Annotated in this window: 21 protein-coding genes and 1 pseudogene; 4 read left to right on the top strand and 18 right to left on the bottom strand. The window is 72.3% G+C overall.

Annotation, left to right across the window (positions count from 1 at the left end):
- Positions 1–11 precede the first annotated feature (11 nt).
- Complete coding sequence (locus I8N67_RS20425; RefSeq protein ID WP_200304592.1) at positions 12–1,247, top strand: styrene monooxygenase/indole monooxygenase family protein; 1,236 nt, start codon at positions 12–14, stop codon at positions 1,245–1,247.
- Positions 1,248–1,345: 98 nt separating this feature from the next.
- On the opposite strand, the gene I8N67_RS20430 is transcribed toward I8N67_RS20425, so the two are convergent.
- From I8N67_RS20430 to I8N67_RS20475, 10 genes and pseudogenes are all read right to left on the bottom strand, one after another.
- Positions 1,346–2,482, bottom strand: a complete 1,137-nt coding sequence (locus I8N67_RS20430) for a C40 family peptidase (protein WP_200304593.1) — start codon at positions 2,480–2,482, stop codon at positions 1,346–1,348.
- A 102-nt stretch (positions 2,483–2,584) separates the two neighbouring features.
- Entirely contained in the window at positions 2,585–2,890 is a 306-nt protein-coding gene (locus I8N67_RS20435) for a DUF8847 domain-containing protein (RefSeq protein WP_200304594.1), read from the bottom strand.
- Between the two features lie 10 nt (positions 2,891–2,900).
- Complete coding sequence (locus tag I8N67_RS20440) at positions 2,901–3,626, bottom strand: TetR/AcrR family transcriptional regulator (protein WP_200304595.1); 726 nt, start codon at positions 3,624–3,626, stop codon at positions 2,901–2,903.
- Between the two features lie 186 nt (positions 3,627–3,812).
- A complete protein-coding gene (locus I8N67_RS20445; protein ID WP_200304596.1) occupies positions 3,813–4,766 on the bottom strand; it encodes an AurF N-oxygenase family protein in 954 nt (317 codons plus the stop codon).
- Between the two features lie 109 nt (positions 4,767–4,875).
- A complete protein-coding gene (locus tag I8N67_RS20450; RefSeq protein WP_200304597.1) occupies positions 4,876–5,385 on the bottom strand; it encodes a DUF3291 domain-containing protein in 510 nt (169 codons plus the stop codon).
- An 80-nt stretch (positions 5,386–5,465) separates the two neighbouring features.
- Entirely contained in the window at positions 5,466–6,929 is a 1,464-nt protein-coding gene (locus I8N67_RS20455; RefSeq protein ID WP_200304598.1) for a penicillin-binding transpeptidase domain-containing protein, read from the bottom strand.
- Entirely contained in the window at positions 6,926–8,338 is a 1,413-nt protein-coding gene (locus I8N67_RS20460; RefSeq protein ID WP_200304599.1) for an FtsW/RodA/SpoVE family cell cycle protein, read from the bottom strand. The genes I8N67_RS20455 and I8N67_RS20460 overlap by 4 nt, the downstream gene beginning before the upstream one ends.
- 48 nt (positions 8,339–8,386) lie before the next feature.
- A complete protein-coding gene (locus I8N67_RS20465) occupies positions 8,387–8,743 on the bottom strand; it encodes an SH3 domain-containing protein (protein WP_200304600.1) in 357 nt (118 codons plus the stop codon).
- Between the two features lie 172 nt (positions 8,744–8,915).
- A pseudogene (locus I8N67_RS20470) lies at positions 8,916–9,104 on the bottom strand (two-component sensor histidine kinase); the annotation flags it as partial.
- Positions 9,105–9,370: 266 nt separating this feature from the next.
- A complete protein-coding gene (locus I8N67_RS20475; RefSeq protein WP_234045991.1) occupies positions 9,371–9,892 on the bottom strand; it encodes a protein-tyrosine phosphatase family protein in 522 nt (173 codons plus the stop codon).
- Between the two features lie 104 nt (positions 9,893–9,996).
- Here I8N67_RS20475 and I8N67_RS20480 point away from each other — a divergent pair, with 104 nt between their 5' ends.
- Positions 9,997–10,800 (top strand): nuclease-related domain-containing protein, encoded by an 804-nt coding sequence (locus tag I8N67_RS20480; RefSeq protein WP_200304601.1) that lies wholly within the window; start codon positions 9,997–9,999, stop codon positions 10,798–10,800.
- Between the two features lie 20 nt (positions 10,801–10,820).
- Here I8N67_RS20480 and I8N67_RS20485 read toward each other — a convergent pair whose 3' ends face one another.
- The 4 genes from I8N67_RS20485 to I8N67_RS20500 all read right to left on the bottom strand — a co-directional run bounded on the left by I8N67_RS20485 (position 10,821) and on the right by I8N67_RS20500 (position 16,205).
- A complete protein-coding gene (locus tag I8N67_RS20485; RefSeq protein ID WP_200304602.1) occupies positions 10,821–12,125 on the bottom strand; it encodes a vanadium-dependent haloperoxidase in 1,305 nt (434 codons plus the stop codon).
- 121 nt (positions 12,126–12,246) lie between these two features.
- Positions 12,247–13,128 (bottom strand): non-homologous end-joining DNA ligase, encoded by an 882-nt coding sequence (gene ligD / locus I8N67_RS20490; protein ID WP_200304603.1) that lies wholly within the window; start codon positions 13,126–13,128, stop codon positions 12,247–12,249.
- Between the two features lie 65 nt (positions 13,129–13,193).
- Positions 13,194–15,587, bottom strand: a complete 2,394-nt coding sequence (locus tag I8N67_RS20495; protein WP_200304604.1) for an ATP-binding cassette domain-containing protein — start codon at positions 15,585–15,587, stop codon at positions 13,194–13,196.
- A 210-nt stretch (positions 15,588–15,797) separates the two neighbouring features.
- Positions 15,798–16,205 (bottom strand): VOC family protein, encoded by a 408-nt coding sequence (locus I8N67_RS20500; protein WP_200304605.1) that lies wholly within the window; start codon positions 16,203–16,205, stop codon positions 15,798–15,800.
- A gap of 191 nt (positions 16,206–16,396) precedes the next feature.
- Between I8N67_RS20500 and ku the strand changes: the two genes are divergently transcribed.
- Positions 16,397–17,431 carry a non-homologous end joining protein Ku gene (gene ku, locus I8N67_RS20505; protein WP_443729044.1) on the top strand — a complete coding sequence of 345 codons (1,035 nt, stop codon included), beginning with the start codon at positions 16,397–16,399 and terminating at the stop codon, positions 17,429–17,431.
- Positions 17,432–17,674: 243 nt separating this feature from the next.
- Here ku and I8N67_RS20510 read toward each other — a convergent pair whose 3' ends face one another.
- Both I8N67_RS20510 and I8N67_RS20515 read right to left on the bottom strand, forming a co-directional pair.
- Positions 17,675–18,943, bottom strand: a complete 1,269-nt coding sequence (locus I8N67_RS20510) for a beta-ketoacyl-[acyl-carrier-protein] synthase family protein (RefSeq protein WP_200304607.1) — start codon at positions 18,941–18,943, stop codon at positions 17,675–17,677.
- A gap of 231 nt (positions 18,944–19,174) precedes the next feature.
- Positions 19,175–20,524 (bottom strand): lysylphosphatidylglycerol synthase transmembrane domain-containing protein, encoded by a 1,350-nt coding sequence (locus I8N67_RS20515; protein ID WP_307835294.1) that lies wholly within the window; start codon positions 20,522–20,524, stop codon positions 19,175–19,177.
- A gap of 388 nt (positions 20,525–20,912) precedes the next feature.
- Here I8N67_RS20515 and I8N67_RS20525 point away from each other — a divergent pair, with 388 nt between their 5' ends.
- Complete coding sequence (locus tag I8N67_RS20525) at positions 20,913–23,813, top strand: SpoIIE family protein phosphatase (RefSeq protein ID WP_200304608.1); 2,901 nt, start codon at positions 20,913–20,915, stop codon at positions 23,811–23,813.
- 38 nt (positions 23,814–23,851) lie between these two features.
- Here I8N67_RS20525 and I8N67_RS20530 read toward each other — a convergent pair whose 3' ends face one another.
- Positions 23,852–24,901 (bottom strand): VOC family protein, encoded by a 1,050-nt coding sequence (locus tag I8N67_RS20530; RefSeq protein ID WP_200304609.1) that lies wholly within the window; start codon positions 24,899–24,901, stop codon positions 23,852–23,854.
- On the bottom strand, positions 24,898–25,785 hold the full coding sequence (locus I8N67_RS20535; protein WP_200304610.1) for an alpha/beta fold hydrolase: 888 nt from the start codon (positions 25,783–25,785) through the stop codon (positions 24,898–24,900). The genes I8N67_RS20530 and I8N67_RS20535 overlap by 4 nt, the downstream gene beginning before the upstream one ends.
- Positions 25,786–25,927: the final 142 nt, after the last annotated feature.

A 25,927-nucleotide genomic window follows, 5' to 3' on the forward strand; every position in this document is an offset into this window, starting at 1 on the left:
GACCTGTCCGGATGCGGAAGATACTCGTCGTCGGAGCCGGCCAGTCCGGGCTGCAACTGGCCCTCGGACTTCAGTCGCACGGGTACGAGGTCACCCTGATGTCCAATCGCACCCCGGACGAGATACGCACCGGCCGGATCATGTCGACGCAGTGCATGTTCGACTCCGCCCTGCGCCACGAGCGCGACCTCCAGCTGAACTTCTGGGAGTCCCAGACCCCGAGGATCGAGGGGATCGGGGTCTCCGTCGCCGGCCCGGACGGGCAGCGCGCCGTCGACTGGGTCGGCAGGCTCAGCGGGTACGCCCAGGCCGTCGACCAGCGCGTGAAGATGGCCGGCTGGATGGAGACCTTCGCCCGGCGCGGCGGCCAGCTGGTCATCCACGGCGCCGCTGTCTCCGACCTTGACTACTTCGCCCGGATGTACGACCTCGTGCTCGTCACCGCGGGCAAGGGCGAACTGGTCCGGTTGTTCGGCCGCGACGCCGCCCGCTCGCCCTACACGGAACCGCAGCGCGCGCTCGCCGCCGTCTATGTGCACGGTCTCGGCCCGCGCCCCGAGCACCCGGACTTCCACGCGGCCCGCTGCAACCTGGTGCCCGGCCTCGGCGAACTCATCGTCCAGCCCGTCCTCACCACCTCCGGTCACGCCGACGCCCTGTTCTGGCTGGGCCGCCCCGGCGGCCCGCTCGATGTCTTCGCCGGCGTCGGGGACGCCGACCGGCAGCTCGCCCTGACCCTGGACCTCATGGAGCGGTACACCCCCTGGGAGTACGCGCGGGCCACCGAGGTCGAGGTGACCGACCCCGGAGCCGCCCTGATCGGCCGCTACACGCCGGTCGTACGGCACCCGGTCGCGCGGCTTCCCGGCGGTGGCCTGGTCCTCGGTGCCGGGGACGTGGTCGTCGCCAACGACCCGCTCACCGGTCAGGGCTCGAACTCGGCGACCAAGTGCGCGGCCGTCTACCTCGCCGCGATCCTCGACCACGGGGACGCGGAGTTCGACGAGACGTGGATGCGGCGGACGTTCGAGCGGTTCTGGCGGATCGCCGGTCCCGTCACCAAGTGGACCAACACGATGTTGGCTCCGCCGGCTGAGCATGTGCTGGGGTTGATCGGGGTGGCGGAGGGGCTGCCGGTTGTGGCGGATCGTTTCGCCAATGGGTTTGACGATCCGGCGGATTTCGAGGGGTATTTCTACGATGCGGAGAAGACCTCGGCGTACCTGTCGGAGGTCGCCGGGGGGTAGGCGCCGTGGGGGTGCTCGATGAGTGCCGGGTGCGCGTGGTTCGTGGTTGCTCGCGCAGTTCCCCGCGCCCCTGAAGGGCGCGCTGGGCGCGCCCTTGTCTACGGCGCGTCGTAGCCCTCGTCCGAGCCCTCCCTCGCCGTCTTCGGGAGCTTCGGAGGGGTGAAGTTCTTCAGGGGGCTGTCGTCGGGGTCGGGGCGTACGGCGCCGAGGACCGGGTTGGCGGCGATGGGGGAGACCTTGATCGTCGCGCCCGGGCGGGGGGCCTGGATCACCATGCCGTCGCCGAGGTAGAGCGCCACGTGGGTGGCCTTCGGGAAGTAGACGACCAGGTCGCCGGGGCGGAGGCGGTCGAGGGGGACCCGGGGGAGCCGGGCCCACTGCTCCTGGCTGGTGCGCGGGACGGGGCGGCCCGCGTGCGCCCACGCCTCGGAGGTCAGACCCGAGCAGTCGTACGTCTCCGGCCCCTCGGCGCCCCACTCGTACGGCTTGCCGATCTGGGCGACGGCGTGGCGGACCGCCTTCGCGCCGGTGCGGGTCGGCGGCCGTACCGTGCTCAGGGCGCCGGAGGCGACGAGCTCCCGCTGGGCCTCGGCGGTGCTGTCCTTCTCCAACTCCTCGATGCCGGCGAGCTGTTCGGCGGTGAGGGAGGCGAGGAGCTTCTCGATGTCGCCGAGGCGGTCGCGTACGCCGACGCGTTCCTTCTTGCGCCGCTCGGTGAGGGTGAGCTGCCGGTCGAGGGCCGCGCGCGCCTTGCGGGCCAGCGCGTCGGAGTCCTGCTCGCTGCCGGTCAGCCGCGACACCGTCTCGGCCCGCTCCCGCGCGACCTGCCCGATCACCTGGCCCTGCTCCAGCGCCCGGTGCGGATCGCGGGCGAGGAGGAGGCGTACGTACGGGGAGAGCGCCGTGCTGTTGTCTCGGTACTGCTCCCGGGCCAGCCGGCCGGCCGCGCCCCGGCTGTCGTGCAGCGAGAGCCGGGCCGCGGTGAGCCGCCGGTCGAGCTTGGTGACCTCGGCCCGCTGCTTCGCCAGCTCCTCCTCGGTGGCGTTGTACTCCTCGGTGGCCTCCTCGGCCTCGCGGTAGAGCCGCTGGAGGTCGGTGAGGAGGGTGGCGACGGAGCGGTCGTCGTCGGCCGCGGGGGGCTCGGGTACGGCGGTGGCGGGGGCCGTGAGGAGGGCGCCGGCCGTCAGTGCCGTGACCATCGCCGTACCGACCAGGCGCAGAAGCCTTCCTGACACATCATCACCTCCGGTGCGGAGGTGGGCCGTCCACCTCGCATCGGCAGGATGGGGGGAGTGCGGGGCGGGCGCGCGCCGGGTGGACCGTTCGGCGCCGGGGGGTCACTCGTCGGTGGGGCGCGGCTTCCCGGGCGGCGTGGCGGATTGCCCGCCCGGCCTGGACCAGGGCCACTTCAGCCGGCGGCCGGGGTCCGCGTCGGGGGCGTACTCGTACTTCCACAGCTGGTGCATGAAACCGCCCCGGCCGGCGTCGGCCCGGCGGTACACCAGCACGGTCGGGGGGCCGCCGGCCGCGTCGGGGACGGGGACCCGGTACGTCTTCGGGGGGTGCCCCGTGATGCCGAGCAGCACGGGCAGGACGCGCCCGTCGAGGGGGCCGCCCACGAAGGGGGTGTCTTGGCTCTTCACCGGACCAGTGTCACAGCAGGTGGGCGGCGTCGCCGACCACGGGCAGGACCCGGCGGACCAGGGTGCCGACGACGCCCTGCGAGGTCTCCACGGCGAGGGTGTTCCGGACGACGCCGGCGGTCTGCGGGTCGCGGCTCGCGGTGGCGGTGAGACCGGCCACGAACTGCTCGACGAGCCAGTCGCGGAGCTCGCCGACGTCCGGCTGCTTGCCCTCGTCCAGCCAGATGAGGGAGGCGGCCTCCACCGCCGTGATCCACATCCGGACGGTCATCCGCAGCCGGAGGCCCGGCTCGGCGACCTCCAGATGCCGGAGGATGTGGTCCGCGGCCGCCCGCCGGACCCCGTCCACTATCGCCGTCGCCCGGCTCGTCTCGACGACGCTGCCGCCCTGGAGGAGGGCGCTGAAGCCGGTGTCGTGCTCGTCCACGAAGGTCAGGTAGCGGTCGAGGGCGCGGGCCAGGCGGGCGGAGAGGGGGCCCTCGACCGGCTCGTCGAAGCACTGCTCCAGCTCTTCGGCGGCCGTGCGGAGGGCGGCCTCGTACAGCTGCTGTTTGCCGCCGGGGAAGTACCGGTAGACCAGGGGGCGGGAGACGCCCGCTGCCTCCGCCACGTCGTCCAGCGACACGTCCTCCGGTGCCCGGTGCGCGAACAGCTCCAGGGCGGCGTCCAGCAGCTGGCTGCGCCGCTCTTCCACGCTCAGTCGGCGGTACGTGCGGGTGGGGGCCTCGGACGTCATATGTCGCAGCGTAGTCGTGACGCCAGGAGTTGTTCCGCCCCCGCCGCCCCTACCCGTCCCATCCCCGGGGCTCCGCCCCGGACCCCGCTCCTCAAACGCCGGAGGGGCTGGATGGTCGCGGCCGGCGCTGAATGGTCGCGGCCGGCGCTGGATGATCGGGCCGGCGCTGGATGATCTCGAGTCTGCCTACAGCAACCCCGATGACCTCCACAGCCGCCGCCCGGCACCCCGCAGTACCCCGATGTCGTCCAGGAAGTCGGTCAGCCGCTTCGCGCCGGTCTGCATGATGTCGCGCCGATGTGCGCTGTCCCGCACCTGGGCGACAGCCTCCCGCTGATCGAGCCCGACGTTGGAGTAGACGTCGGGATTGATGAAGGCGACGGAGAAGATACGGGCGAACTCCCCGGAGGTGATCCGGGTGAACTCCCGCGACCACCGCGGAGCGGTCACCATCTGCCGCCGCAGCTCCTCGCGGGCGTAGCGGACATGCCGGGCCTCCTCCACGACATGGATGCGGGTCACCCCCCGGAGGAGCGGCTGGACCCGCTCGTCGGGGAAGGTGAGCCGCTGCATCCAGTCGAGGATCTCCTCACCGAGGAGGGTGGCGGTGAAGGAGCCGGGCGTCGTCGAGATCGTCTTGAAGACGCGGCCCAGGTTCCGGTGCAGTCGGCTGACCGGGTAGTACGGGGTGCCACCCTTGCTGATCAGCCGGGCGAACATCTTCGAGTGCCTGCACTCGTCCTCGATCTCGGTCAGCGCGTAGCGCACATGCGCACTGGTCGCCGCCTTGTCGTAGATGTGCCGCACGAGCAGCTGCATGAGGATGATCTCGAACCAGATGCCGAGGGAGGCCAGCGCCGCCGCCTCGTGCCGGGAGAGGGCGATCCGCTGGTCCTCCGGCATCCGCCGCCACAGCGGCGTGCCGTAGAGGGACACCAGCTCCGGCGTCCAGAACCACTTGCCCTCCTCGAAGGGCGCGTCCCAGTCCAGCTCCTTGTCGGGGTCGAAGGAGTGCTTCGCGGAAGAGACGAGCAGCCGCTCGGCCACCTGCTCCCGGTCCTTGAGGACCCCGAGCGCGTCGCGCAGCACCTCCGCCTCCGACACCGGGGGCACGGGTTTCACCGAGGGCACCGTAGTCATGGCTGTTCCAGCTCCTCGTACCGAAGTTGAGGCTGTTACCGGCGGTCAGCGCTTATGAGACTACTTGTCAGCAAGGCCGTCAATCCCCTGGGTGTCACTTGTTGGCGGATCAACGGAGAGCGGCGCCGGGCACCGGTTCCGTCGCCGCCGTCGAAGCCGGCTCCGCAGCCCCCGCCGGGAACGACGTCCGCAGCGTGAACGCGTACGCCGTCGGCCCGTGCGCCCGCAGGTGCAGGAGCCGCTGCTCCGCCTCGGCGACGGTGGGGCGGTGGCCGGCGGGTACCCACCACAGGGTGGTCATGGCCTCGGCCAGCCGCTCGAACCACTCCCGGCGGCGCGACAGCAGCTCCCGGTGCTGCCCCTGGTACATGAACGCCGTCAGGGCGTCGGTGTCCCGCCACACCGACATGTTGATGATCAGCCACTCGTCGCCGAGGACGGGAATGTCCGTGGAGTTGCCGGAGTCGTCCTGGAGACGCCAGACGAAACCCTCCGAGGTGTCCGCCACCGCGTTGACCGGGTCGAGGGCGTCGACGAAGTCCTTCAACTGCGGGGAGTCCAGGGGCGCTTCGAGGCGGGCGATGTTGACCTGGGCGAGTTCGTACGCGGCGGGATTCATGACCGAACGATAGGTCGGGTGGGCTCGGCGGTTACCTCGCATATCTCAGATGGCGGACATGCGTGTACCGCCCGCGGACACTAGTCCGCCGCCCTCAGCACCGCCTCCATCACCTCCCGCGCGATCGGCGCCGCGTCGCCACCCCCGCTGATCTCCCCCCGTACCGCCTCCGCGTCCTCGACGACCACGGCGACCGCCACCTGGGGTTCGACCGCGTCGTCGGCCTGGGCCCACCCGATGAACCAGGCGTAGGGCGTGCCGGAGTTGCCGATGCCGTGCTGGGCGGTGCCGGTCTTGCCGCCGACGGTGGCGTGGCGGATGGCGGCGTTGGTGCCGGTGCCGTCCTCGACGACGCCACGCATCAGCTCGCGCAGCCGCCTCGCGGTGGCCGGGTTCATGGCCTGGCGCAGGGTCCGGGCGCCCCTCGTGGCGACCGTGCGGCCGGCGGCCGTGGTGGTCCGCTCGACGAGGTACGGCGACCGGAGAGAGCCCCCGTTGGCGACGGCCGCCGTGACGAGCGCCATCTGCAGGGGCGTGGCCCGGGTGTCGTACTGGCCGATGGAGGAGAGGGCGAGCTGCGCCCGGTCCATCTCGGTGTCGAAGCTGCTGGGGGCGACGGAGAAGGGGATGCGCAGGCCCGAGTCGTTGAAGCCGAACGCCCGGGCCGTGTCCGTCATCGGGCCGAGGCCGACGTCCACGCCCAGCTTGGCGAAGACCGTGTTGCAGGACCACTCGAAGGCATGGCGCAGGGAGGCGTTCTCGCAGCCCTCGACCTCGTTGGAGAGGGAGGTCGAGGTGCCCGGCAGGGTGTACGGCTCGGGGGAGCGGGTGGGGGCGTCGAGATCCGTGACCACCCCGGCGTCCAGCGCCGCCGCCGCCGTCACCACCTTGAAGGTCGAACCCGGCGGATACGTCTGCCGCACCGCCCGGTTGAGCATCGGCCTGCCCGCGTCCCCGTTCAGCCGCGCCCACGCCTCGGCCACCGGGGGACCGTTCCCGGACAGCACGGCGGGGTCGTACGACGGTCTGGAGACCAGCGCCAGGACGCGCCCGGTGGCCGGTTCGAGCGCCGCGACCGCGCCCCGGCGGGCGCCGAGTCCCACGTACGCCGCCCGCTGGGCCGCCTCCTGAAGGGTGGTGACGACCTCGCCGCCGGCGTTGCGGTCGCGGGTGATGTCGTTCCACAGGGGGAGGAAGGACAGCAGCGGGTCGCTGCCGTCGAGGAGGGAGTCCTCCGCGTGCTCCAGGAACGTCGTCCCGTACACCTGCGAGGCGAAGCCCGTGACCGGCGCGTACAACGGGCCGTCCCGGTACGTGCGTTCGTAGCGGAGCTGCTCCCTGGTGTCCTTCGAGCCGGTGACCGGGCGCCCCTCGACCACGATGTTCCCGCGCGGCTGGCCCCAACGGGCGATCGTCGGGCGGCGGTTGGCGGGATTGTCGTCGTAGACCCGGGACTGCAGGACCTGGATGCGGGTGGCGTTGACCAGGAGGGCGATCAGCAGCAGGGCGCACAGGGCGGCGGCGCGGCGGATGTACTTGGTCATGCGCCTCTCCCGAAAGCCGCGGCCCTGTCCTGCGGGCCGTCGTGGCGGTCGTACTGCCGGCGGGCGGAGTCGCTCAGGCGCATCAGCAGGGCCACGATGATCCAGTTGGTGACGACGGAGGAGCCGCCCTGGGCGAGGAAGGGCATCGCCATGCCGGTGAGGGGGATGAGGCCGGTGACACCGCCGGCGATCACGAAGACCTGGAGGGCGACGATCGAGGCGAGCCCGATGGCCAGCAGCCGGCCGAAGGGGTCGCGCAGGGCGAGGCCGGTGCGGTAGCCGCGCTCCACGAGCAGGGCGTAGAGCAGGAAGATCGCGGAGAGGCCGGCCAGGCCCAGTTCCTCGCCCGCCGTGGCCAGGATGAAGTCCGACTTGGCGGCGAAGCCGATCAGGACGGAGTGGCCGAGGCCGAGCCCGGTGCCGAGCAGCCCGCCGGCGGCGAACGCGAAGAGGGACTGGGCGAGTTGGCCCGGGCCCTCGCCCGCCTCGATCGACGCGAACGGGTGCAGCCAGTCCTCGACCCGGCTGTGCACATGCGGTTCGAGCCAGCCGACGGCCACCGCGCCCACACACGCCAGCAGCAGCCCCACCGCGATCCAGCCGGTGCGGCCCGTGGCGACGTACAGCATGATCACGAACAGGCCGAAGAACAGCAGCGAGGTGCCCAGGTCCCGTTCCAGGACCAGGACACCGACGCTCAGCAGCCAGATGGTGACGATCGGGCCGAGGACGCGCCCGGTGGGCAGCTGGAGGCGCTTGAACCGCCAGATCTGCCGCCCGGCGTACGCCAGCGCGTTGCGGTTCGCCGCGAGATAGCCGGCGAAGAACACCGCGAGCAGCACCTTCGCGAACTCGCCCGGCTGGAGGGAGAATCCGGCGATCCGTACCCAGATCCGGGCGCCGTTGACCGGCGGGAAGAGGATCGGCAGCACCAGCAGCGCCAGCGCGGCCACCACCGATACGTACGCGTAGCGCTGGAGCACCCGGTGGTCGCGCAGCAGGGCCACCACCGTGATGAACAGCGCCACCCCGAGCGTCGACCAGTTCAGCTGCGCGGGCGCCGCCTGGTCGCCCGGGGTCTCCAGATCGAGACGGTGGATCAGCACCAGGCCCAGACCGTTGAGCAGCACCGCGATCGGCAGCAGCAGCGGATCGGCGTACGGCGCCCGCACGCGCACCACGAGATGCGCCAGCAGCGCGAGCACGCCGAGCCCGGCGCCGTAATCGGCGGCGCCGGGCGGGACGGTGCCGTTCTTCGCCAGACCCACAGCGCAGTAGCCGTACATGGAGAGCAGGACGGCCACGACGGTGAGGGTGAACTCGACGCCTCGGCGCCGGAGCAGGCGAACGGCGGGCGGGGACGGGTCCGAGGGATCCGCCGCCACGGTCGTTCCGGCCTTGGTGGTCATGCCCGGAACTTACCCAAATGGGATGTCCTGTGCGCCTTGTCGCTCAGTTCAGCACCAGCGTGGCGTCTTCCAGGTCTCGATGTAACGGGCCGAACCCCAGGCCCAGGTGCCGTTGGTGAGCAGGTACCAGTTCCGGTTGCCGTCGATGTTCTGGCCCCGGGTCTTGCAGAAGATCTTGACGATCTCCCCGAAGGGCGCGACCCGGATCACCGCGCCACCGCGATTCGGGGCGCTGCGCAGGATCAGACCGGAGCGGGCGGTGACCTCGCCCTTCACGATCCCCCTGTTCCTCCCGTTGTCCTCCCAGTCGTCGCCGGCGGCGGCCGGAGTGGTGGCGGCCAGCGCCATGAGAGCGCCACCGGCAGCGGCTATGCCGAACCGCATGAGCAGAATCCGCAGGGACATTGATGCTCCTCCAGAAAGGGGGCGAAGCTGACTAATCGCCACGTTAGGAGGAGGAGGCAGAGGGCGCCTTCTGCACTAGGCCATCAGAGCCCGCGACTCCTGAAGGGGGCGCAGCCCCACCCTTCAGGGGCGCGGGGCTGTGTCCATGTGCGGCTCCGTCGCGTGGGCGCGATCAACCCCCACCGGCCGGCAGCCGCAAAACAGCCACCGCACCCCCATCGTCGGCGTTCTCGAACGTCAACCGAGCCCCCAACACCTCCGCCTGCCCCACAGCAATCGTCAACCCCAGCCCATGCCCCTTGGCGGAGCCCTTCGCGGAGCCCGAGGTCCGGAACCGCTGAGGCCCGTCCGTCAACAGGTACACCAGACCCCCGGAGTCGCCGCAGGCCCCCAGCAGCAGAACAGCGGCCACGGCGACCGACGCGCCGACGGCCGCACGCACGGGGCGGCTGGGGAACACGGGACTCCTGGGACGCGGACGGACGCGGATACGGGACGGCCGGAGAGACCCGGAGGGCCTCTTCGGGCGGCTGTGGTCCCGTACACCCTATTCGTACAGAAGTCCCAATCGCCCGCTCGCGCCACTCACCATCGCCCGCTCGCGCCACTCCACATCGCCCGCTCGCCCTACTCCGTGAGCTCCTCCAACTCCTCCAGGAACCGGACCGTCGGCAGCCCCGTGTGCAGGTACTCCACGAACAGTTCGTTGTGCAGCGCCCATGGTGAGCGGCGGGTGCGGATCAGCCGGATCGCCTCCTCGGCCAAGTGCCCGTCGCGGATCAGCGCGTGCGCGACGACCAGGCCGGACCGGTTGTAGCCGCTGCAGCAGCGGACGAGGACCCGCTTGCCGTCCTCCAGCGCGTCGCACGCCGCCTGCGCCAGCCGCTCCACGCCCGCCAGCTGCGTACCGTCGAGCGGTCCGTCCGGGATCGGCCACACATGGTGCTCGACGCCCTCGTCCGGCCCGTGTCCGGGCAGCCGCAGCAGGGTCAGCACGAGATCGAACTCATCGCCTACGACCGCGAACTCGACGCCTCCGGTGCCCGTCCGCCCCGCGTACTCGTGCCCGCCCATCCACAGACCGGGCACGATCTCGCTCCACGGTTCGTCCGGAGCAGGCACATCGGGCTGCTTCCTGCGTGTCCGCAACGGCGCCTCCCCTGGGCCCTGACGACGGGTCGTCACCCCAAAGGTAGCCGGGTTCTTGCCGATGGAGCACCCCGCCTGTTCCCATGGTCGTGGGGTGATGGTGCATGAGCGGACTGCGCGTCATACCGACCTGGCGGCACGGACAGGAGCGCCTGTACGTGTGCCGGACCGACGGGAGGAACATCGCCTGGTACGACCGTGAGGCGGGCCGGGTGAACCTGCTCAGCGAGGAGCGCAGAGCGGACGTGCTCGCCGCCCTGCACCCCTTCCTCACCGGCCCGGTCACAGTGGGCCCGCCACCCGTGCCGACCCCCGCCGAACTGGCCCGGCTGAGCCTCCACCCGGACGACGACCTGGCCCCCAACCGCCCCGGCGAGGCCCTGCTGATCGCCCTCGACCGCACCCCCGGCCCACCGCGCCGGCTGCGCCCCGACCCGCGCCGCCGCGCCCTGGCCGCCGAGCAGACCGTCGGTGACGCGCTGGACCGGCTGGAGCGCGCCGGCTGGCACACCCTGCACTCCGTCCCGCTGCCCGGCGGCGACCGTATCCACCACCTCGTCATCGGTCCCGGCGGCCTGTACTGCGTCCGTTCCCTGTACGCCCGCAGGCAGCGGGTCGTCGTCTCCGATCCCATGGTCGGCATCGGCCGCCACGAACCCCGGCCCGTCCTGCGCGGCCTCCGCGCCGACGCGGACCGCGCCTCCTACGCCCTCACCGCCGAGGTCCACCCCGTGCTGGCCCTCGCCGAACCCGCGGACCTCTCCGTCACCGTGCCCCCGCGAGAGGCCCGCGTCCTGAGGAACACGGACCTCTCCGAGCTGGCCCGCACGGGCGGGATGCTCAAACCGGCGGACGTGGAGGCGCTGCACGCGATGGCCCGGGACCGGCGTACCTGGACGCGGGTGTAGGCCGTGGCTCACCCCCCGTATCAGGTGAGCTTCTTGAAGTAGTGGTCCAGCGCCAGCTCGCCGATCCGCCGGCCGATGTCGCTGCCGACGACGTCCGCGGTGCGGAAGTGGATGCCGCTCCACACCCGGGCGTCGATCACATCGCGGTTGAAGTCGGCCGACCTCGTGTACGTGCGGGTGGTGCCCGTGACCGTCGAGGACATACGGAGGTCGATGTCGCCGCCGGTCAGCCGGTCGAGTACGGCCATGGCGGCACCGTCGTTGGCGCAGTGGCCGCCCATGTACTCCGGGTAGGGCGGGGTGTTGAGGAGCGGCTCCCAGGACGGGTCGGCCTCGGTCGCCGGGTTGCCGTCGGTGTCGGCCAGCCGGATCGCGGTGATGGGGCGCCACAGGGCGTAGGTGAACTTGGAGTTCCAGGTGGTGATCGTCGCGTCGGCCGTGGCGGTGTTGGCGGCGGCGAAGAGGCGGGCCGCCTCGACGATGTCGAGCCCGTGCCGGGTGGCGTGGTCGGCGTAGGAGGCCTGGAACTGCTGGGGCAGCGGGTCGGAGAAGAAGAGCGCGGTCTCGGTCTGCCAGGGGTTGCGTTCCGTGCTGTGCTTCGCGCCCATGGCCTTCGCCTCGGCGAGGTCCCGGGCGTACCGCTTCGAGGTCAGGGCGGGCGGCGGGGGCGGCATGAACTGGTCGGGGGAGTCGAGGAGCAGGGGCCGCAGCTTCGCGAGCCAGGTGTTGCCGAAGGGGGCGTCGGCCGGCGGGGAGGGCCGCCAGACACCCGGGGCGGGCTTCCTGTCGTAGGGGATCTTGGCGTCCCGGCCGTCGTTCTCGCGCAGTTCGATCAGACGCGCGGCGGCCCGTTCGCCGAAGCGGACGCCCCGGTCCTCGGCCCGGCCGTCGGGGATCTTCGCGAGCGAGACGTCGTACGCGGCGTCGATCCGGTTCTTCGAGGCCGGGAAGTAGGTCAGCAGCACCCTGCGCGCGGCGGTCGCGGCGGCGGCCTCGGAGGAGGCGCGGCGGGGGCCGCGGGCATCGCGGGTGTGCCATTTGTACGGGGCGTAGCGGCCCTCGATGCCGACCACCGCGTTGTACACGGCGGCCGAGACGAACCCGTACCAGACGAACGGCTCGGCCGTGGGGCGCCGGGCGTCCTCGGCGACGACGGCGACGGCGGTCCTGCTCCAGTCGGTGATCACCTCGGCGTTCGGTGTGCGGGTCCGGGGCGGGTGCCGGTCCGGGGCGGCCTCGGAGACCCACGGCAGGGCGGCGAGGCTCACGGCCGCGAGTCCCACGGCGAGGGCGCGGCGGGTCCCGGACCGTTGTGCTGCTTGCATGCTGCTCCTTGCTGAACGCCAGGCTGGGTGTCTTGGGCGGGACTGTTTCCTTTGTCCCCGTTTCAGGCATGCCCCGCCGAGGGGTGCCTGGAGAGACCCTTTCGGGGGGTTTCGTGCGCCTTCAGGGCAGCGGGTGGGAGGCGTCCGGGTCGAGGAGCGCGGCCAGTAGGTCGCCGTGGTCCTGGAGGCGGGGGGCGATGTCCGGGGCCCGGAACACCAGCCGGCCGGGGGAGCCGCACTCCTCGACCTCCGTCCAGGTCACCGGCGCGGAGACCGTGGGCTCGGGACGGGCGCGCAGGGTGTAGGGCGTGGCGGTGGTCTTCCGGGCGGCGTTCTGGCTCCAGTCGACGAAGACCTTGCCGGGGCGCAGGCTGCGGGTCATCCGGTGGACGACCTGGCGGGGCAGCGCCTTCTCGGCCTCCACCGCCAGCTCCTTGGCGTACTCCGTCACCCGCTCGGAGGACGCCCCGCGCACCGCCGCCAGCAGATGCAGCCCCTTCGACCCGGACGTCTTCGCGTACGCCTCGATCCCGTCCGCCGCCAGCCGCTCCCGCAGCCAGCAGGCGACCTCGCAGCATTCGACGACCGTCGCGGGCGCCCCCGGGTCCAGGTCGAAGACCAGCCGGTCGGCCTCATCGGCGGTGTGCACGGTCCACTGGGGCGTGTGGAACTCGGCGACCAGGTTCGACGCCCACATCAGGCTCGCCAGGTCCTGGACCAGCACCATCCGGGCCGGGCCCTCCATCCGCCGCACCTCGGCGGTCGTGACCCACTCGGGCGTGCCCGGCGGCACGTTCTTGGTGAAGAAGACCTGGCCGCCCGGCCCGTCCGGGTATCGGAGGAAGGAGACCGGGCGGTCGCGCAGATGCGGCAGCAGGGCGTCCGCCGTCGTCGCGTAGTAGTGCAGCAGCTCGCCCTTGGTGAAGCCCGTCGCCGGGTGGAGGACCTTGTCCAGGTTCGACAGAGCGACCCTGCGGCCCTCCACCTCGGTGATCGGCGTCATGGGAAGAGAGTCCCATGATTGGCGCGAATACGGGTGAAATGAGCTGATTTATGAACGGTCGGTGATCAGGCGCCGACGTATGCGGCCAGGTGCTCCCCGGTGAGAGTGGAGCGGTCGGCGACGAGGTCGGCCGGGGTGCCCTCGAAGACGATGCGTCCGCCGTCGTGACCGGCGCCGGGGCCGAGGTCGACGATCCAGTCGGCGTGCGCCATGACCGCCTGGTGGTGCTCGATGACGACGACCGACTTGCCGGCGTCGACGAGCCGGTCGAGCAGGCCGAGCAGCTGTTGGACGTCGGCGAGGTGGAGACCGGTGGTCGGCTCGTCGAGCACGTAGACGCCGCCCTTGTCGCCCATGTGGGTGGCCAGCTTGAGCCGCTGTCGCTCGCCGCCGGACAGCGTGGTGAGCGGCTGGCCGAGAGTGAGGTAGCCGAGCCCCACGTCGGCGAGCCGGTCCAGGACGCGGTGCGCGGCCGGGGTGGCCGCCTCGCCGGTGCGGAAGAACTCCTCGGCCTCCGTCACCGACATCGCCAGCACCTCGCTGATGTCACGGCCGCCGAGGTGGTATTCGAGCACCGACGCCTGGAACCGCTTCCCCTCGCAGTCCTCGCAGGTGGTGGCCACGCCGGCCATCATCGCCAGGTCGGTGTAGATGACCCCGGCGCCGTTGCAGGTCGGGCAGGCACCCTCGGAGTTGGCACTGAACAGCGCCGGCTTCACCTCGTTGACCTTGGCGAACGCCTTGCGGATCGGCTCCAGCAGCCCGGTGTACGTCGCCGGGTTGCTGCGCCGCGAGCCGCGGATCGGCGTCTGGTCCACCGAGACGACGCCCGCCGCGGCCGGGACGGAGCCGTGGATGAGCGAGCTCTTGCCGGAGCCGGCGACCCCGGTGACCACACAGAGCACGCCGAGCGGGATGTCGACGTCGACGCCCTGGAGGTTGTGCCTGGTCGCGTTCCGGATCTCCAGCGTGCCGGTGGCCTTGCGCACCGACTCCTTGAGGGTGGCCCGGTCGTCGAGATGACGGCCGGTGATGGTGGAGCCGGACCGCAGGCCCTCGACGGTGCCCTCGTAGCAGACGGTGCCGCCCTCCGTACCGGCGCCGGGACCGAGGTCCACGACATGGTCGGCGATCGCGATCACCTCCGGCTTGTGCTCCACGACGAGCACCGTGTTGCCCTTGTCCCGCAGCCGCAGCAGCAGGTCGTTCATCCGCTGGATGTCGTGCGGGTGCAGCCCGATGGTGGGCTCGTCGAAGACATAGGTGACGTCGGTGAGGGAGGAGCCGAGGTGGCGGATCATCTTGACGCGCTGCGCCTCACCGCCCGAGAGCGTGCCGGCCGGCCGGTCGAGCGAGAGATAGCCGAGCCCGATCTCCACGAAGGAGTCGAGGGTGTGCCGGAGCGCCGTGAGCAGCGGCGCCACCGACGGCTCTTCGAGCTCACCGGCCCACACGGCCAGATCCCTGATCTCCATCGCGCAGGCGTCGGCGATGCTGATCTTCCCGATCTTCGAGGACCTGGCCCCCTCGCTGAGCCGCGTTCCGTCGCACTCGGGGCAGGCCGTGAAGGTGACGGCACGCTCCACGAACGCCCGGATGTGCGGCTGCATCGCCTCCTTGTCCTTGGACAGGAACGACTTCTGGATCTTGGGGATCAGCCCTTCGTAGGTGAGGTTGACCCCGTTGACCTTCACCTTGGTCGGCTCGCGGTGGAGGAAGTCCTCCATCTCCTTCTCGGTGTACATACGGATCGGCTTGTCGGGGTCGAGGAAGCCCGACTCGGCGTAGATCCCCACGGTCCACACGTTGTCCGACTTCCAGCCCGGGATGGTGAACGCGCCCTCCGCGATCGACTTGGAGTCGTCGTAGAGCTGCGTGAGGTCGATGTCGGAGACGGTGCCCCTGCCCTCGCAGTTCACGCACATGCCGCCGGTGCGGTTGAAGGTCGCCTTCTGCGCCTTGGTCTTCGCGCCGCGCTCGACCGTGATCGCGCCGCTCGCCCGCACCGAGGCGGTGTTGAAGGAGTACGCGCTCGGCGGGCCGATGTGCGGCTTGCCGAGCCGGCTGAAGAGGATGCGCAGCATCGCGTTGGCGTCGGTGGCGGTGCCGACCGTGGAGCGCGGGTCGCCGCCCATCCGCTGCTGGTCGACGCTGATCGCCGTCGTCAGCCCGTCGAGCACGTCCACCTCGGGGCGCGCCAGCGTCGGCATGAAGCCCTGCACGAAGGCGCTGTACGTCTCGTTGATCAGCCGCTGCGACTCGGCGGCGATCGTGTCGAACACCAGCGAGCTCTTGCCCGAGCCGGAGACCCCGGTGAACACCGTCAGCCGGCGCTTCGGGATCTCGATGCTGACGTCCTTGAGATTGTTCTCCCGCGCGCCGTGCACGCGGATCAGATCATGACTGTCGGCGGCGTGCGGCCCGGGCGGCCGGGTGTTCGTCCGCGTGGCCTTGGTCATCGTGCCTCCATCTGTGGGGCGGGGCCGCACTCGCGGCCCGCGCCGGCGTCGCCTGACTGGATCTGATCCGCTGTGAACAGGGGGAACAGGGGAAACCGGGGGTACTGGGGGAACACGGGGAACAGTACGTCCGGCTGTGCGTCTTCTGTGCGGTCATGGCGAAGGTCGTGGGTTCACCTGATCGGCGGTACGGGTCGGGCCCTCGGGGCGTCAGACCTCCTGGACACGGATCAGGTTGCCCGAGGGATCACGGACGGCGAAGTCACGGACGCCGTACGGCTGCTTCGTCGGCTCCTGGACGACCTGGGCACCGCTCTCCGCCAGCCGGGCGAAGGTGCCGTCGAGATCCGGGGTGGCGAGCAGGACACGGGCGTACGTGCCCTTGGCCATCATCTCGACGATGGTGCGCCGCTCGTCGTCGGTGACGGCCGGGTCGGCGGCAGGCGGCTCCAGGACGATGGAGGTCTCGGGCCGGCCGACCGGTCCGACCGTGATCCAGCGCATGCCCTCGTAGCCCACGTCCTTGCGGATCTCGAAGCCGAGGATGTCGCGGTAGAAGGCGAGGGACGCGTCCGGGTCGTCGTGCGGGAGGAAGCTCGCGTTGATGGTGAGGTCCATGCCCGTCACGCTACGGGCGCCCCCGGTCCGGGCGCTTCTCCAATCCTGACCGGTCCGCTCCACCGTGCCGACGAGCAGGCGCGAGGGGTCGGGGATACGGTGCAGGGACCGGGGCGGGGCAGGGAGAGCGAGCCCTACGGCGGCCGAGATCACCGGGCCGAGGGCACCGACCCGAAAGGTGCGTGTTGCCCGTGCGATCCATCTGGAACGGCGCCATCTCCTTCGGGCTGGTCAGCATCCCGATCAAGCTGGTGAACGCCACCGAGAGCCACTCCGTCTCCTTCCGCCAGATCCATCTGGAGGACGGCGGCCGCATCCGCTACCGCAAGGTCTGCGAGCTGGAGGACCGCGAGGTGCAGCAGGGGGAGATCGGCAAGGCGTACGAGGACGCGGACGGCACGATGATCCCGATCACGGACGACGACCTCGCGGCGCTGCCGATCCCGACCGCCAAGACCATCGAGATCGAGGGCTTCGTACCGGCCGAGAGCGTCGACCCGCTCCAGGTGGACGCCGCGTACTACCTCGCGGCGAACGGTGTCCCCGCCGCCAAGCCGTACACCCTCCTCCGCGAGGCGCTCAAGCGCAGCGGGAAGGTCGCCATCTGCAAGTTCGCCCTGCGCGGGCGCGAACGGCTCGGCATGCTCCGGGTCGTGGACGACGTACTGGCCATGCACGGGCTCCTGTGGCCCGACGAGATCCGTACGACCGAGGGGGTCGCCCCCGAGGCGAGCGTCTCCGTCCGTGACAAGGAGCTGGACCTCGCCGACGCCCTCATGGACACGCTGGGCGAAGTCGACCTCGACTCCCTCCACGACGACTACCGCGAGGCCGTCGAGGACCTCATCGCCGCGAAGGCCTCCGGCGAGGAGCCGCCCACCGCCCCCGCCCCGGCCCCGGGCGGCAAGGTCCTCGACCTCATGGCCGCCCTCGAGAAGAGCGTCCGCGAGGCCAAGGAGTCCCGCGGCGAGGACACCGCCGACATCACCCCCCTCCCGTCCCGCCCCACCCCCAAACAACCCGCCGGCAAGAAGTCCACCACCACGACGAAGAAGACCGCCGCCGCCCCGAAGAAGTCGACGGCGAGACCCACCGAGCCCGCGAAGAAGACCGCCGCGAAGAAATCAACGGCCAAGAAGAGCACGACGACAAGATCCACGGCGACAAAATCCACCGCGAAGAAGACCCCGGCGAAGAAGGCGACCCCACGCAAACGCTCCGCGTGACTACAGGACGCTCGCCGACGCGGCGGGAACCGGGGCTCTTGTCCGCCGCAGTGGTGGTCAGCCGCCGACGGCTGTGGTCGGCGGTGCAGGACCGGGCGGGAGCGCGGTGGCCCGCTCTTCGCGATGGTCGGCTCCCGCCGTCGCAGCGGTGAAGCCACGGCGCGGCGGAGGCCGGCCGCTGGTGTCGGCTCGCCCGGAGTCGGCCCCGGCGCGCCCGGAGTCACCCCCGGCGCGCCCGGGGTGTCATGCGGCTCGCCGTAGCGCCAGGACCGCGTTGTGGCCGCCGAAGCCGAAGGAGTTGGTGAGGGCGAGGTCGCCGTCGGTGGGGAGGGGGCGGGGGGTGGTGGTGACGAGGTCGAGGGTGATCGCGTCGTCCTGGTCGGCGCAGCCGATGGTCGGGGGGATGAGGCCGTGGTGGAGGGTGAGGGCGGTGGCGAGGGCCTCGACGGCGCCGGCGGCTCCCTGGAGGTGCCCGAGGCTGCCCTTGAGGGCGGTGACGGGAACCCGGCGGCCCGACAGCACGGCGGCGAGCGCGTTCGCCTCGGCGAGGTCGCCGTCGACCGTGGCGGTGGCGTGCGCGTTGACGTGGACGACGTCGAGGGGGGAGGCCGCCGCGTCCGCCAGGGCCCGCCGGAGCGCGAGCGCGACCCCCGAGCCCGACGGGTCCGGCGCCGCCATGTGGTGCGCGTCGGCGGAGAGCCCCCAGCCGGCCGCCTCGCAGTAGATCCGGGCGCCGCGAGCCCTCGCGTGGTCCTCGGCCTCCAGCAGCAGGAAGCCGGCCCCCTCGCCGTTGACGAAGCCGTCCCGGTCCTTGGCGAAGGGGCGGGACGGGCTCTGTCCGGTGCCGTACAGACCGTGCCGGGACAGCGCCCGCATCGCCGCGAAGGACGCCATGATCGCCGGGGTCACCACCGCCTCGGCACCGCCCGCGAGGGCCACGTCCACCCGGCCGTACCGGATCCGGTCGACGGCCTGCCCGATCGCCTCGGTACCGGAGGCGCACGCGCTGGTCACGGTCCGCGCCTCGCCGGTGATACCGAGGTCGAGGGAGATCTGCGACGCCGCCTGCGAGGGCACGCACATCGGCGTGGTCAGCGGGGAGACCCCGCGCGGACCCCGGTCCCGCAACTGCCGGTCGCCGGCCACGAGGACCGACGCGTCGCCGAGTATCGCCCCGGCGGACACCCCGACGCGCGCCGGATCGAGCCCGCTCTCCGCCGTACCCGCGCCATCGAACCCGCCGTCCCGCCACGCCTCCCGCGCGGCCAGTACGGCGAACCGCGCGGCCCGGTTCATCCGCCGGGCCCGGGCCCGTGGCAGCAGCCCGGCCGGGTCCACGGGCACCGTCCCCGCGACCCGCACGGGTAACCCGGCGAACTCCTCCCCTTCCAACTCCCGTATCCCGCAGCGCCCTTCCAGCAGGCCCTGCCACAACGCGCCCACCCCCACCCCGAGCGGTGTGACCGCCCCGAGCCCCGTGACCACCACCCGCCGCCCCGCCGAGTACGACATGCACCAGCCCCCGCCCGCTCAGTAACGCCCGACTTCCCCTGTCCCAGGATTGGTTCCCTCTTCAACTGGTTGCTGCACGCGGCTGCGGCGGGCAGGCCGACGGTACGGGGGTACGCCGGTGGTACGGCGGCGCGCTGGTGGCATGGGGGCGTGCGGATGGTGCGGAGGCGCACTGATGGGGCGGAGGTACGCCGGTGGTGCGGAAGTACGCCGGTGGTGCGGCGGCGGCGCTCAGAGCACCTTCGCCCGCACCAGCGCCGAGAGGACGAGCGTGCCCGGGAGGAGCGGGAGCCAGACGGTGAGGACGCGGTAGCCGATGACGGTGGTGGTGGCGAGGGTCGCCGGCGCGCCGAAGGCGACGAGGGCGAAGACGAGCGCCGCGTCCATCGGACCGAGCCCGCCCGGCGCGGGCACGGCCCCGGCCGCCGTACTGGCGACGAGGTAGGCGAACAGCATCTGCGTCCAGGACACCGGCAGCCCGACCGCGGAACCGACCGAGGCGACCACGGCTCCCTGGCACAGCGGGAAGGCGACCGCCCCGCCCCACAGGGCGAGCGCCCGCACGGGCCTGCTGTGCACGACCCGCGTGTCGTTCAGGGCGCTGCGCAGCCCCCCGATGAGCGGGCGCCGCAGCGGCCGTACGGTCGAGATCAGGGTGACCACGGCGGCGAGGCTCACCCCGGTGATCGCGCCGACCAGGGCGAGGGTCTCGCCCTTCGGGAGGAGCTCGGCCAGACGGAGCGTGCCCGGGAAGGCGACCAGGAAGGCGAGGATCACCAGCGTCTTGGCCACCGGTTTGACCGCCGAGTACAGGGCGAGCGAGGAGGTGGCCCGGGCCAGGGGGATGCCACGGCCGCGCAGGAAGCGCAGGACGACCGCGTGCGCGCCGATGTTGCCCGGCAGCGCGTGCCCCGCGGCCCCGGCGGCGAACTGCGTCGCCAGCAACCGCCCCGGCGGCAGCCGCTCCGGCACCGCCCCCTGCCGTACGCACGCGGAGGCCACCGAACACAGGGCGGTGAACACGATCCCGGCCAGCAGCCACAGCGGGTCGGCGGACGCCAGTCGGACCGCGCCGGTGTAGACCGTCCGCCAGTCGACCGCCGCCCACACCCCGAGCATCACCCACGGCAACAGGACCAGCACGAGCCGCGCCCGACGGGCAGTGACGGGGGAGCGGGCGGGCAGGAACGCCTGGACCCTCGGGGGAAGGGAGGACAGACAGCGGGCCGGGTCGGCGCACGGGTCCTGGTCAGCGGCCGGGTCACCGACCGTGCTGACGGGGGCCTGGTCGAGGGCCGGCGTCGGAGCCGGAGCGGGAGCCGGAGCCGGAGCGGGAGCCGGAGCCGGAGATGGGGCCAGGACCGGGGTCCGGCACACGACCGGGATGAGGTCGTCCGGGGCCGAGGCCGGGCCGGGGATGGCCGGGAGACCGCAGGCCGGGTCGGAGACCGAGGGCAGGCCACGGGCCGGATCGGGGACCGGGCCGGGTATGAGGGTGGCGTCGCGTTTCGGCGTCGGGTCGGGGACCGGGGACGGGGTGGGCCGCGAGGGGGGCGGCGCGTCGAGCGGGAGCGGGAACAAAGGGCACGTCGTCCTTCCGCGTCGCGCCGGTACGGCGGGGACCGCACCGGCGGAGGCAGGGCAAGTCAAGAACGAAGGGAACCCCAGGACCGTTCCCACCCCAAATGACTCCCCGGTATCGACCAAGAGAACTCCCCCCACCGCCAGAACGACGAGACCGCCTCCCAACAGCCGTTCCGCCGCGAATCCCATCTGACTCCCCCACCGCTCCAGCAGTCCCGCATGAGACACAAGTCACTCCACGACCGCCGTGCTCGCCCGCGGGGAGGCGGACAGAGCGGCTGTTGTGATGTGCGTCACGCAAGGTTTAGGGTTGTAGCGCTTGGCAGGCGACCCCTGAGGCGGGCCGGACGGCGGTACGCGACGGGGGCGCCTCCAGGTGAGGGAAGTGGTCCCGTTGACCGTCGCCTGGGACGACATCGGTGGTCTCGTCGATGCCCATGAGCGTTTCCTCGCGGGTGCGCGCGTCGACTCGGACGTCCGGGACCCGGTGCTCGACTCCTGGAAGCGGTGCCGTTCCGCCGGGCTCCAACCACGCGAGCTGCTGATCCCCTACGCCCCCGACCTCGCCATGGAGGACCCCTTCCTGCGCGCCGCCGACCCGGTGCTCGCGCAGCTCACCGCCTCCCTCGCCAACGTGAGCATGACCATCGTGCTCTGCGACGGACAGGCCCGTATGGTCCAGCGCCACGGCGGTGACCGGCAGCTCCTCGCCCGCCTCGACGAGGTGAACTTCGCCCCCGGCTTCTGCGCCTCCGAAGCGGCCGCCGGCACCAACGGCGTCGGCACCGCCCTCGCCGAGCGGGAACCCGTCTACGTCCTCGGCCGCGAACACTTCGCCGACTGCCTCTCGCCCTTCGCCTGCGCCGGCGCCCCCGTCCGCAATCCGCTCAGCGGCCGTATCGAGGCCGTCCTCGACCTCACCTGTCTGCGCGACGACGGCGATCTCACGATGATGCGGCTCGTCCGCGAGGCCGCCCACGACATCGAGGCCGGGCTCCTGGAACAGGCCACGAGCCGGGAGCGGGCCCTGCTCGCCGCGTACCGCCGGGCCGCCGGGGCCACGGCCGGCCCCGGCACCTGGCCCCGCCAGCCCGAGCGGCCGCCCTGGGCGCGGGACCACGACGGGCACGACGGCGACACCCTCGGCCGTGTCGACCTGGCCGTCCTCCGCGAGAAGGCAGAGGAACTCATCGCCTCCCCCCACCGCACCCTCGACGAGGTCGCCCTCTCCGGCGGCCGCGTCGCCACCCTCCTGCGCCGCCCGATCATGGGCGCCGCCGGCGAGACCGGCATGGTCGTCGAGGCCCGCGTCCTGGGCGGCCCCCACCTCCGCCACCTCGAACTGACACCGTCGAGCACGACCACGCCCACGCCCACGACGATCAGGACCCCGCCCCAGGCCCAGGCCCGGGCCCCTGCCCAGGCCCCGGCCCCGGTTCCGACCGCAGTGGCCGCCCGGCCCGCCCGGCCCCCCACCCTCGTCCTCCGCACGGTCGTACCCCCCTCCCCACAGCCCCCGCAGCCCCCACCACCCCCATCCCTCGACCCCGCCACCGACGCCTGGCTCCTCCTCGTCGGCGAACCCGGAGTCGGCCGGTTCGCCGTACTCGCCCGTCGGCGGCTGGAGCTGCTGCACGACGCGGGCGTCCGGATCGGCACCACCCTGGACGTCACCCGTACCGCCGAGGAACTGGCCGAGGTGGCCGTCCCGAGGTTCGCCGACTTCGCGGCCGTAGACCTGCCGGACTCCGTACTCCTCGGCGACGAACCGGAACCGCTCGGCCCGGGGATGTCGCTGCGGCGGGTCGCGCTCGGGGCGGTGCACGAGCAGTCGCATCTGTACGAGGTCGGGGACCCGGTGCGATTCGTCCCCTCCACCCCGCAGGCGCGCAGCTGGGAGAGCGGCCGGTCGGTGCTCGAACCCGTGCTGGCCGAGGCCGGCGGCTGGATCGCCCAGGACCCGCGGCGGCTGGAGCGGGCCCTCGAGGCCGGCATCCACTCCCTGATCACCGTGCCGCTGCGGGCGCGCGGCGTGACCCTCGGTGTCGTCAGCTTCTACCGTTCCGAGCAGCCCGCCCCGTTCGAGGACGACGACCTTTCGCTGGCCCAGGAACTGGTCGGCCGCGCGGCGATCTGCATCGACAACGCCCGCCGCTACACCCGCGAGCACAACACCGCGCTCGCCCTGCAGCGCAGCCTCCTGCCGCGCGGCCGGTCCGAGCAGAGCGCGGTCGAGGTCGCGTACCGCTACCTCCCCGCGCAGGCGGGCGTCGGCGGCGACTGGTTCGACGTCATCCCGCTCTCCGGCGCCCGCGTCGCCCTCGTCGTCGGGGACGTGGTCGGACACGGCCTGCACGCCGCCGCCACCATGGGCCGGCTGCGTACCGCCGTGCACAACTTCTGCGCCCTCGACCTGCCCCCGGAGGACCTGCTCACCCACCTCGACGACCTCGTCGGCCGCCTCGACCGGGGCGAGGGCTGGGCGGTGGAGAACACCCACCAGGACTCCGGCATCATCGGCGCGACCTGCCTGTACGCCGTCTACGACCCGGTGTCCCGCCGCTGCGCCCTCACCCGAGCCGGGCATCCGATGCCCGCGGTCGTCGCCCCGGACGGGACCGTGGACTTCGTCGACCTGCCCTCCGGGCCTCCGCTGGGCCTCGGCGGCATGCCCTTCGAGACCGCCGAGATCGAACTGGCCGAGGGCAGCCAGCTGGTCCTCTACACCGACGGCCTGGTCGAGGACCGGCACCGCGACATCGACACCGGCCTGGACCAGCTCCGTACCGTCCTGGCCCACGCCGACCGGACCCCCGAGGACACCTGCGAGGCGGTCCTCGACGCCCTCCTCCCGGCCCGGCCCGCCGACGACGTGGCCCTGCTGGTCGCCCGTACGCACGCCCTGGGCCCGGAGCGGGTCGCCCAGTGGGAGCTGCCGAGCGACCCGGCGGTCGTCTCCCGCGCCCGCGTGGCCGTCATCGAGCAACTGGCCGCCTGGGGCCTGGACGAACTGGCCTTCACCACCGAGCTGGTGGCCAGCGAACTGGTCACCAACGCCATCCGCCACGCCACCGGCCCGGTCCAGCTCCGCCTCCTCCGCGACCGCGCCCTGATCTGCGAGGTCTACGACGCCGGCAGCACCTCGCCCCGGCTGCGCCGCGCCCGGACCGAGGACGAGGGCGGCCGGGGCCTCTTCCTCGTGGCCCAGCTCACCGAACGCTGGGGCACCCGCTACACCCCCGACGGCAAGACCATCTGGACCGAACAGCCCCTGCCCCGGCCCTGACCGTCTCCGAAGACGGCCCTGCCGCCCCTGCCCCCGGATCAGTCGTCCGGGATGCCCGCCCCGCTGAGCGCCGGAACCGTCCTCTCGGGATGCGCCAGCGAACGCGCCCCCAGCCCGAACTGGCCGAGCTTGTCGATGATCGTCTGCCCGACGGGCCGGTGCCCCCAGACGCTGATGCCCTGGTGGGTGCTGGGCTCCCAGGTGTTCTCGTCGACGACGATCGGGTTCCAGCCCACCTCCCACTCGAAGCCCGAGGGCGTACGGACGTAGTACGACAGCTCCTTGTCGTTGGTGTGCTGTCCGACGGTCAGGGCCATCTCGAAGCCGAGTTCGCTCACCCGCTGATACGACCGGGCCACGTCGTCGAGGGAGGTGACCTGCACATTGACGTGCTGGACCCGGGTGCGGACCGGGTCGATCGGCAGGCCGCGCACGGCGGCGATCGCGAGGGAGTGGTGGCGCTCGTTCACCCGCAGGAAGCGGATCTTGAGCTTGACGCCGCTGATCGTCTCGTCGATGTAGTCCGTCAGCCGGGCGTCGAAGACCGTGTCGAAGTAGCCTCGCAGCCGCGTCGGCCTGGCCGAGGTGATCGCCACGTGTCCCATGCCGGCCTCACCCGTGACGAACCCGGAGGCGAGCATCCGCAGCGGCTCGGCGGCGATGACCGGGGTCGTGTAGATCTCCTGGGTGATCCCCTTGGGTCCGGGGAAGCGCAGCAGCCGTTCGACGCCGCGCAGGGCCGCCTCCTCGGCGGTGCCCACCCGCACGGGTACGCCGTGGGCGCGCACCCGTGCCTCGATCCGCTCGAAGGCGGCGTGGTCGTCGATGTGCCAGCCGGTGGCGACGACGTCCTCGGCCGGGCCCCGCCGCAGCAGGAACCGGCACTCCTGGTCGTCGAGCCGGAACCGTGTCACCCCGGTGTCGAGGTCGTCGCGGTGCATACCGATCGCGTCGGTGCCGAACCGGCGCCAGTCGGCGAAGCGGTTCGTCTCGATGACCAGATAGCCGAGATGGACGGCCCCGAAGACGGACGGCGTCCCGGACGCGGTCGCGAGCGGACCGCCCGTGTTCCTCTCCGCGGCCCTCATCGCCGCCCCGCCAGGAAGTCCGCGCACAGCGCGTTGAACAGCTCGGACCGCTCGTACTGCACCCAGTGCCCGGTGTTGGCGACCATGTAGAGATCGCAGTTGGGCAGGCGCTCCGCCAGCATCCGCCCGCCGGACGGCCGGTTGACCTTGTCCGCGGCGCCCCACAGCACCAGCGTCGGCACGGGCAGCCGGGACAGCCGCGCGTCACGGGTGAAGTCCATCTTCCACAGGGTGCGCAGCGCGTTCGGACCGGACGGCCGGCGCAGCGGCGGGGCCGCCACCACCTCGGGGTCGATGCTCGCCTGGTAGCGCGCGTCGATGACCGCGTCCGGCACCTCGGCCGCGTTGAAGACCAGGTAGTCGCGGATGAACCGCTCCAGCTTCGGCCGGGACGGCCCGTCCCCGCCGTAGTAGCCGAGCAGGCTGTTGAGCCCCGGCGTCGGCAGCGCCCGGGTCGTACCGATGCCGCCGGGACCCATCAGCACCAGGCGGCCGACCCGGTCGGGGGTGTCCAGAGCGAGCCGCAGGGCGCAGGCCCCGCCGTAGGAGTTGCCGACCAGGTGGGCGCGTTCCAGGCCGAGTCCGTCCATCAGCCCGCGGATGCTGTCGGCCAGGTGGCCGAACGGGTCGGCCCCGTCGACCCCCTTGCTGCTCCGCCCGTACCCGGGCAGGTCGGGGACGATGACCCGGTACTCCTGTGCCAACTCCCCGATGTTCCGGGTGTAGTTGGAGACACCGGACGCGCCGGGACCGCCGCCGTGCAGCAGCAGGACGGGCGTGGCGTCGGCGTCCCCCGTCTCTCCCGCCTCCGCGACGAAGATCTTCTTCCCGCCGACGTCGAACACGGATTCGCGCATCGCCGGCAGGTGAGTCTGTGTGGTCATGACGTTCCTCAGGGGGTGTTGGGGATGGCGGGGGAGGCGGTCGACTTGCCGGAGGCCCCGGAGGCCCCGGAGGCCCCGGAGGCCCCGGAGGCCCCGGAGGCCCCGGAGGTCGCGGAGGTCGCGGAGGTCGCGGAGGTCGCGG

The sequence above is a fragment of the Streptomyces adelaidensis genome (assembly GCF_016598475.1).
In the GTDB taxonomy this organism is placed as follows: domain Bacteria; phylum Actinomycetota; class Actinomycetes; order Streptomycetales; family Streptomycetaceae; genus Streptomyces; species Streptomyces adelaidensis.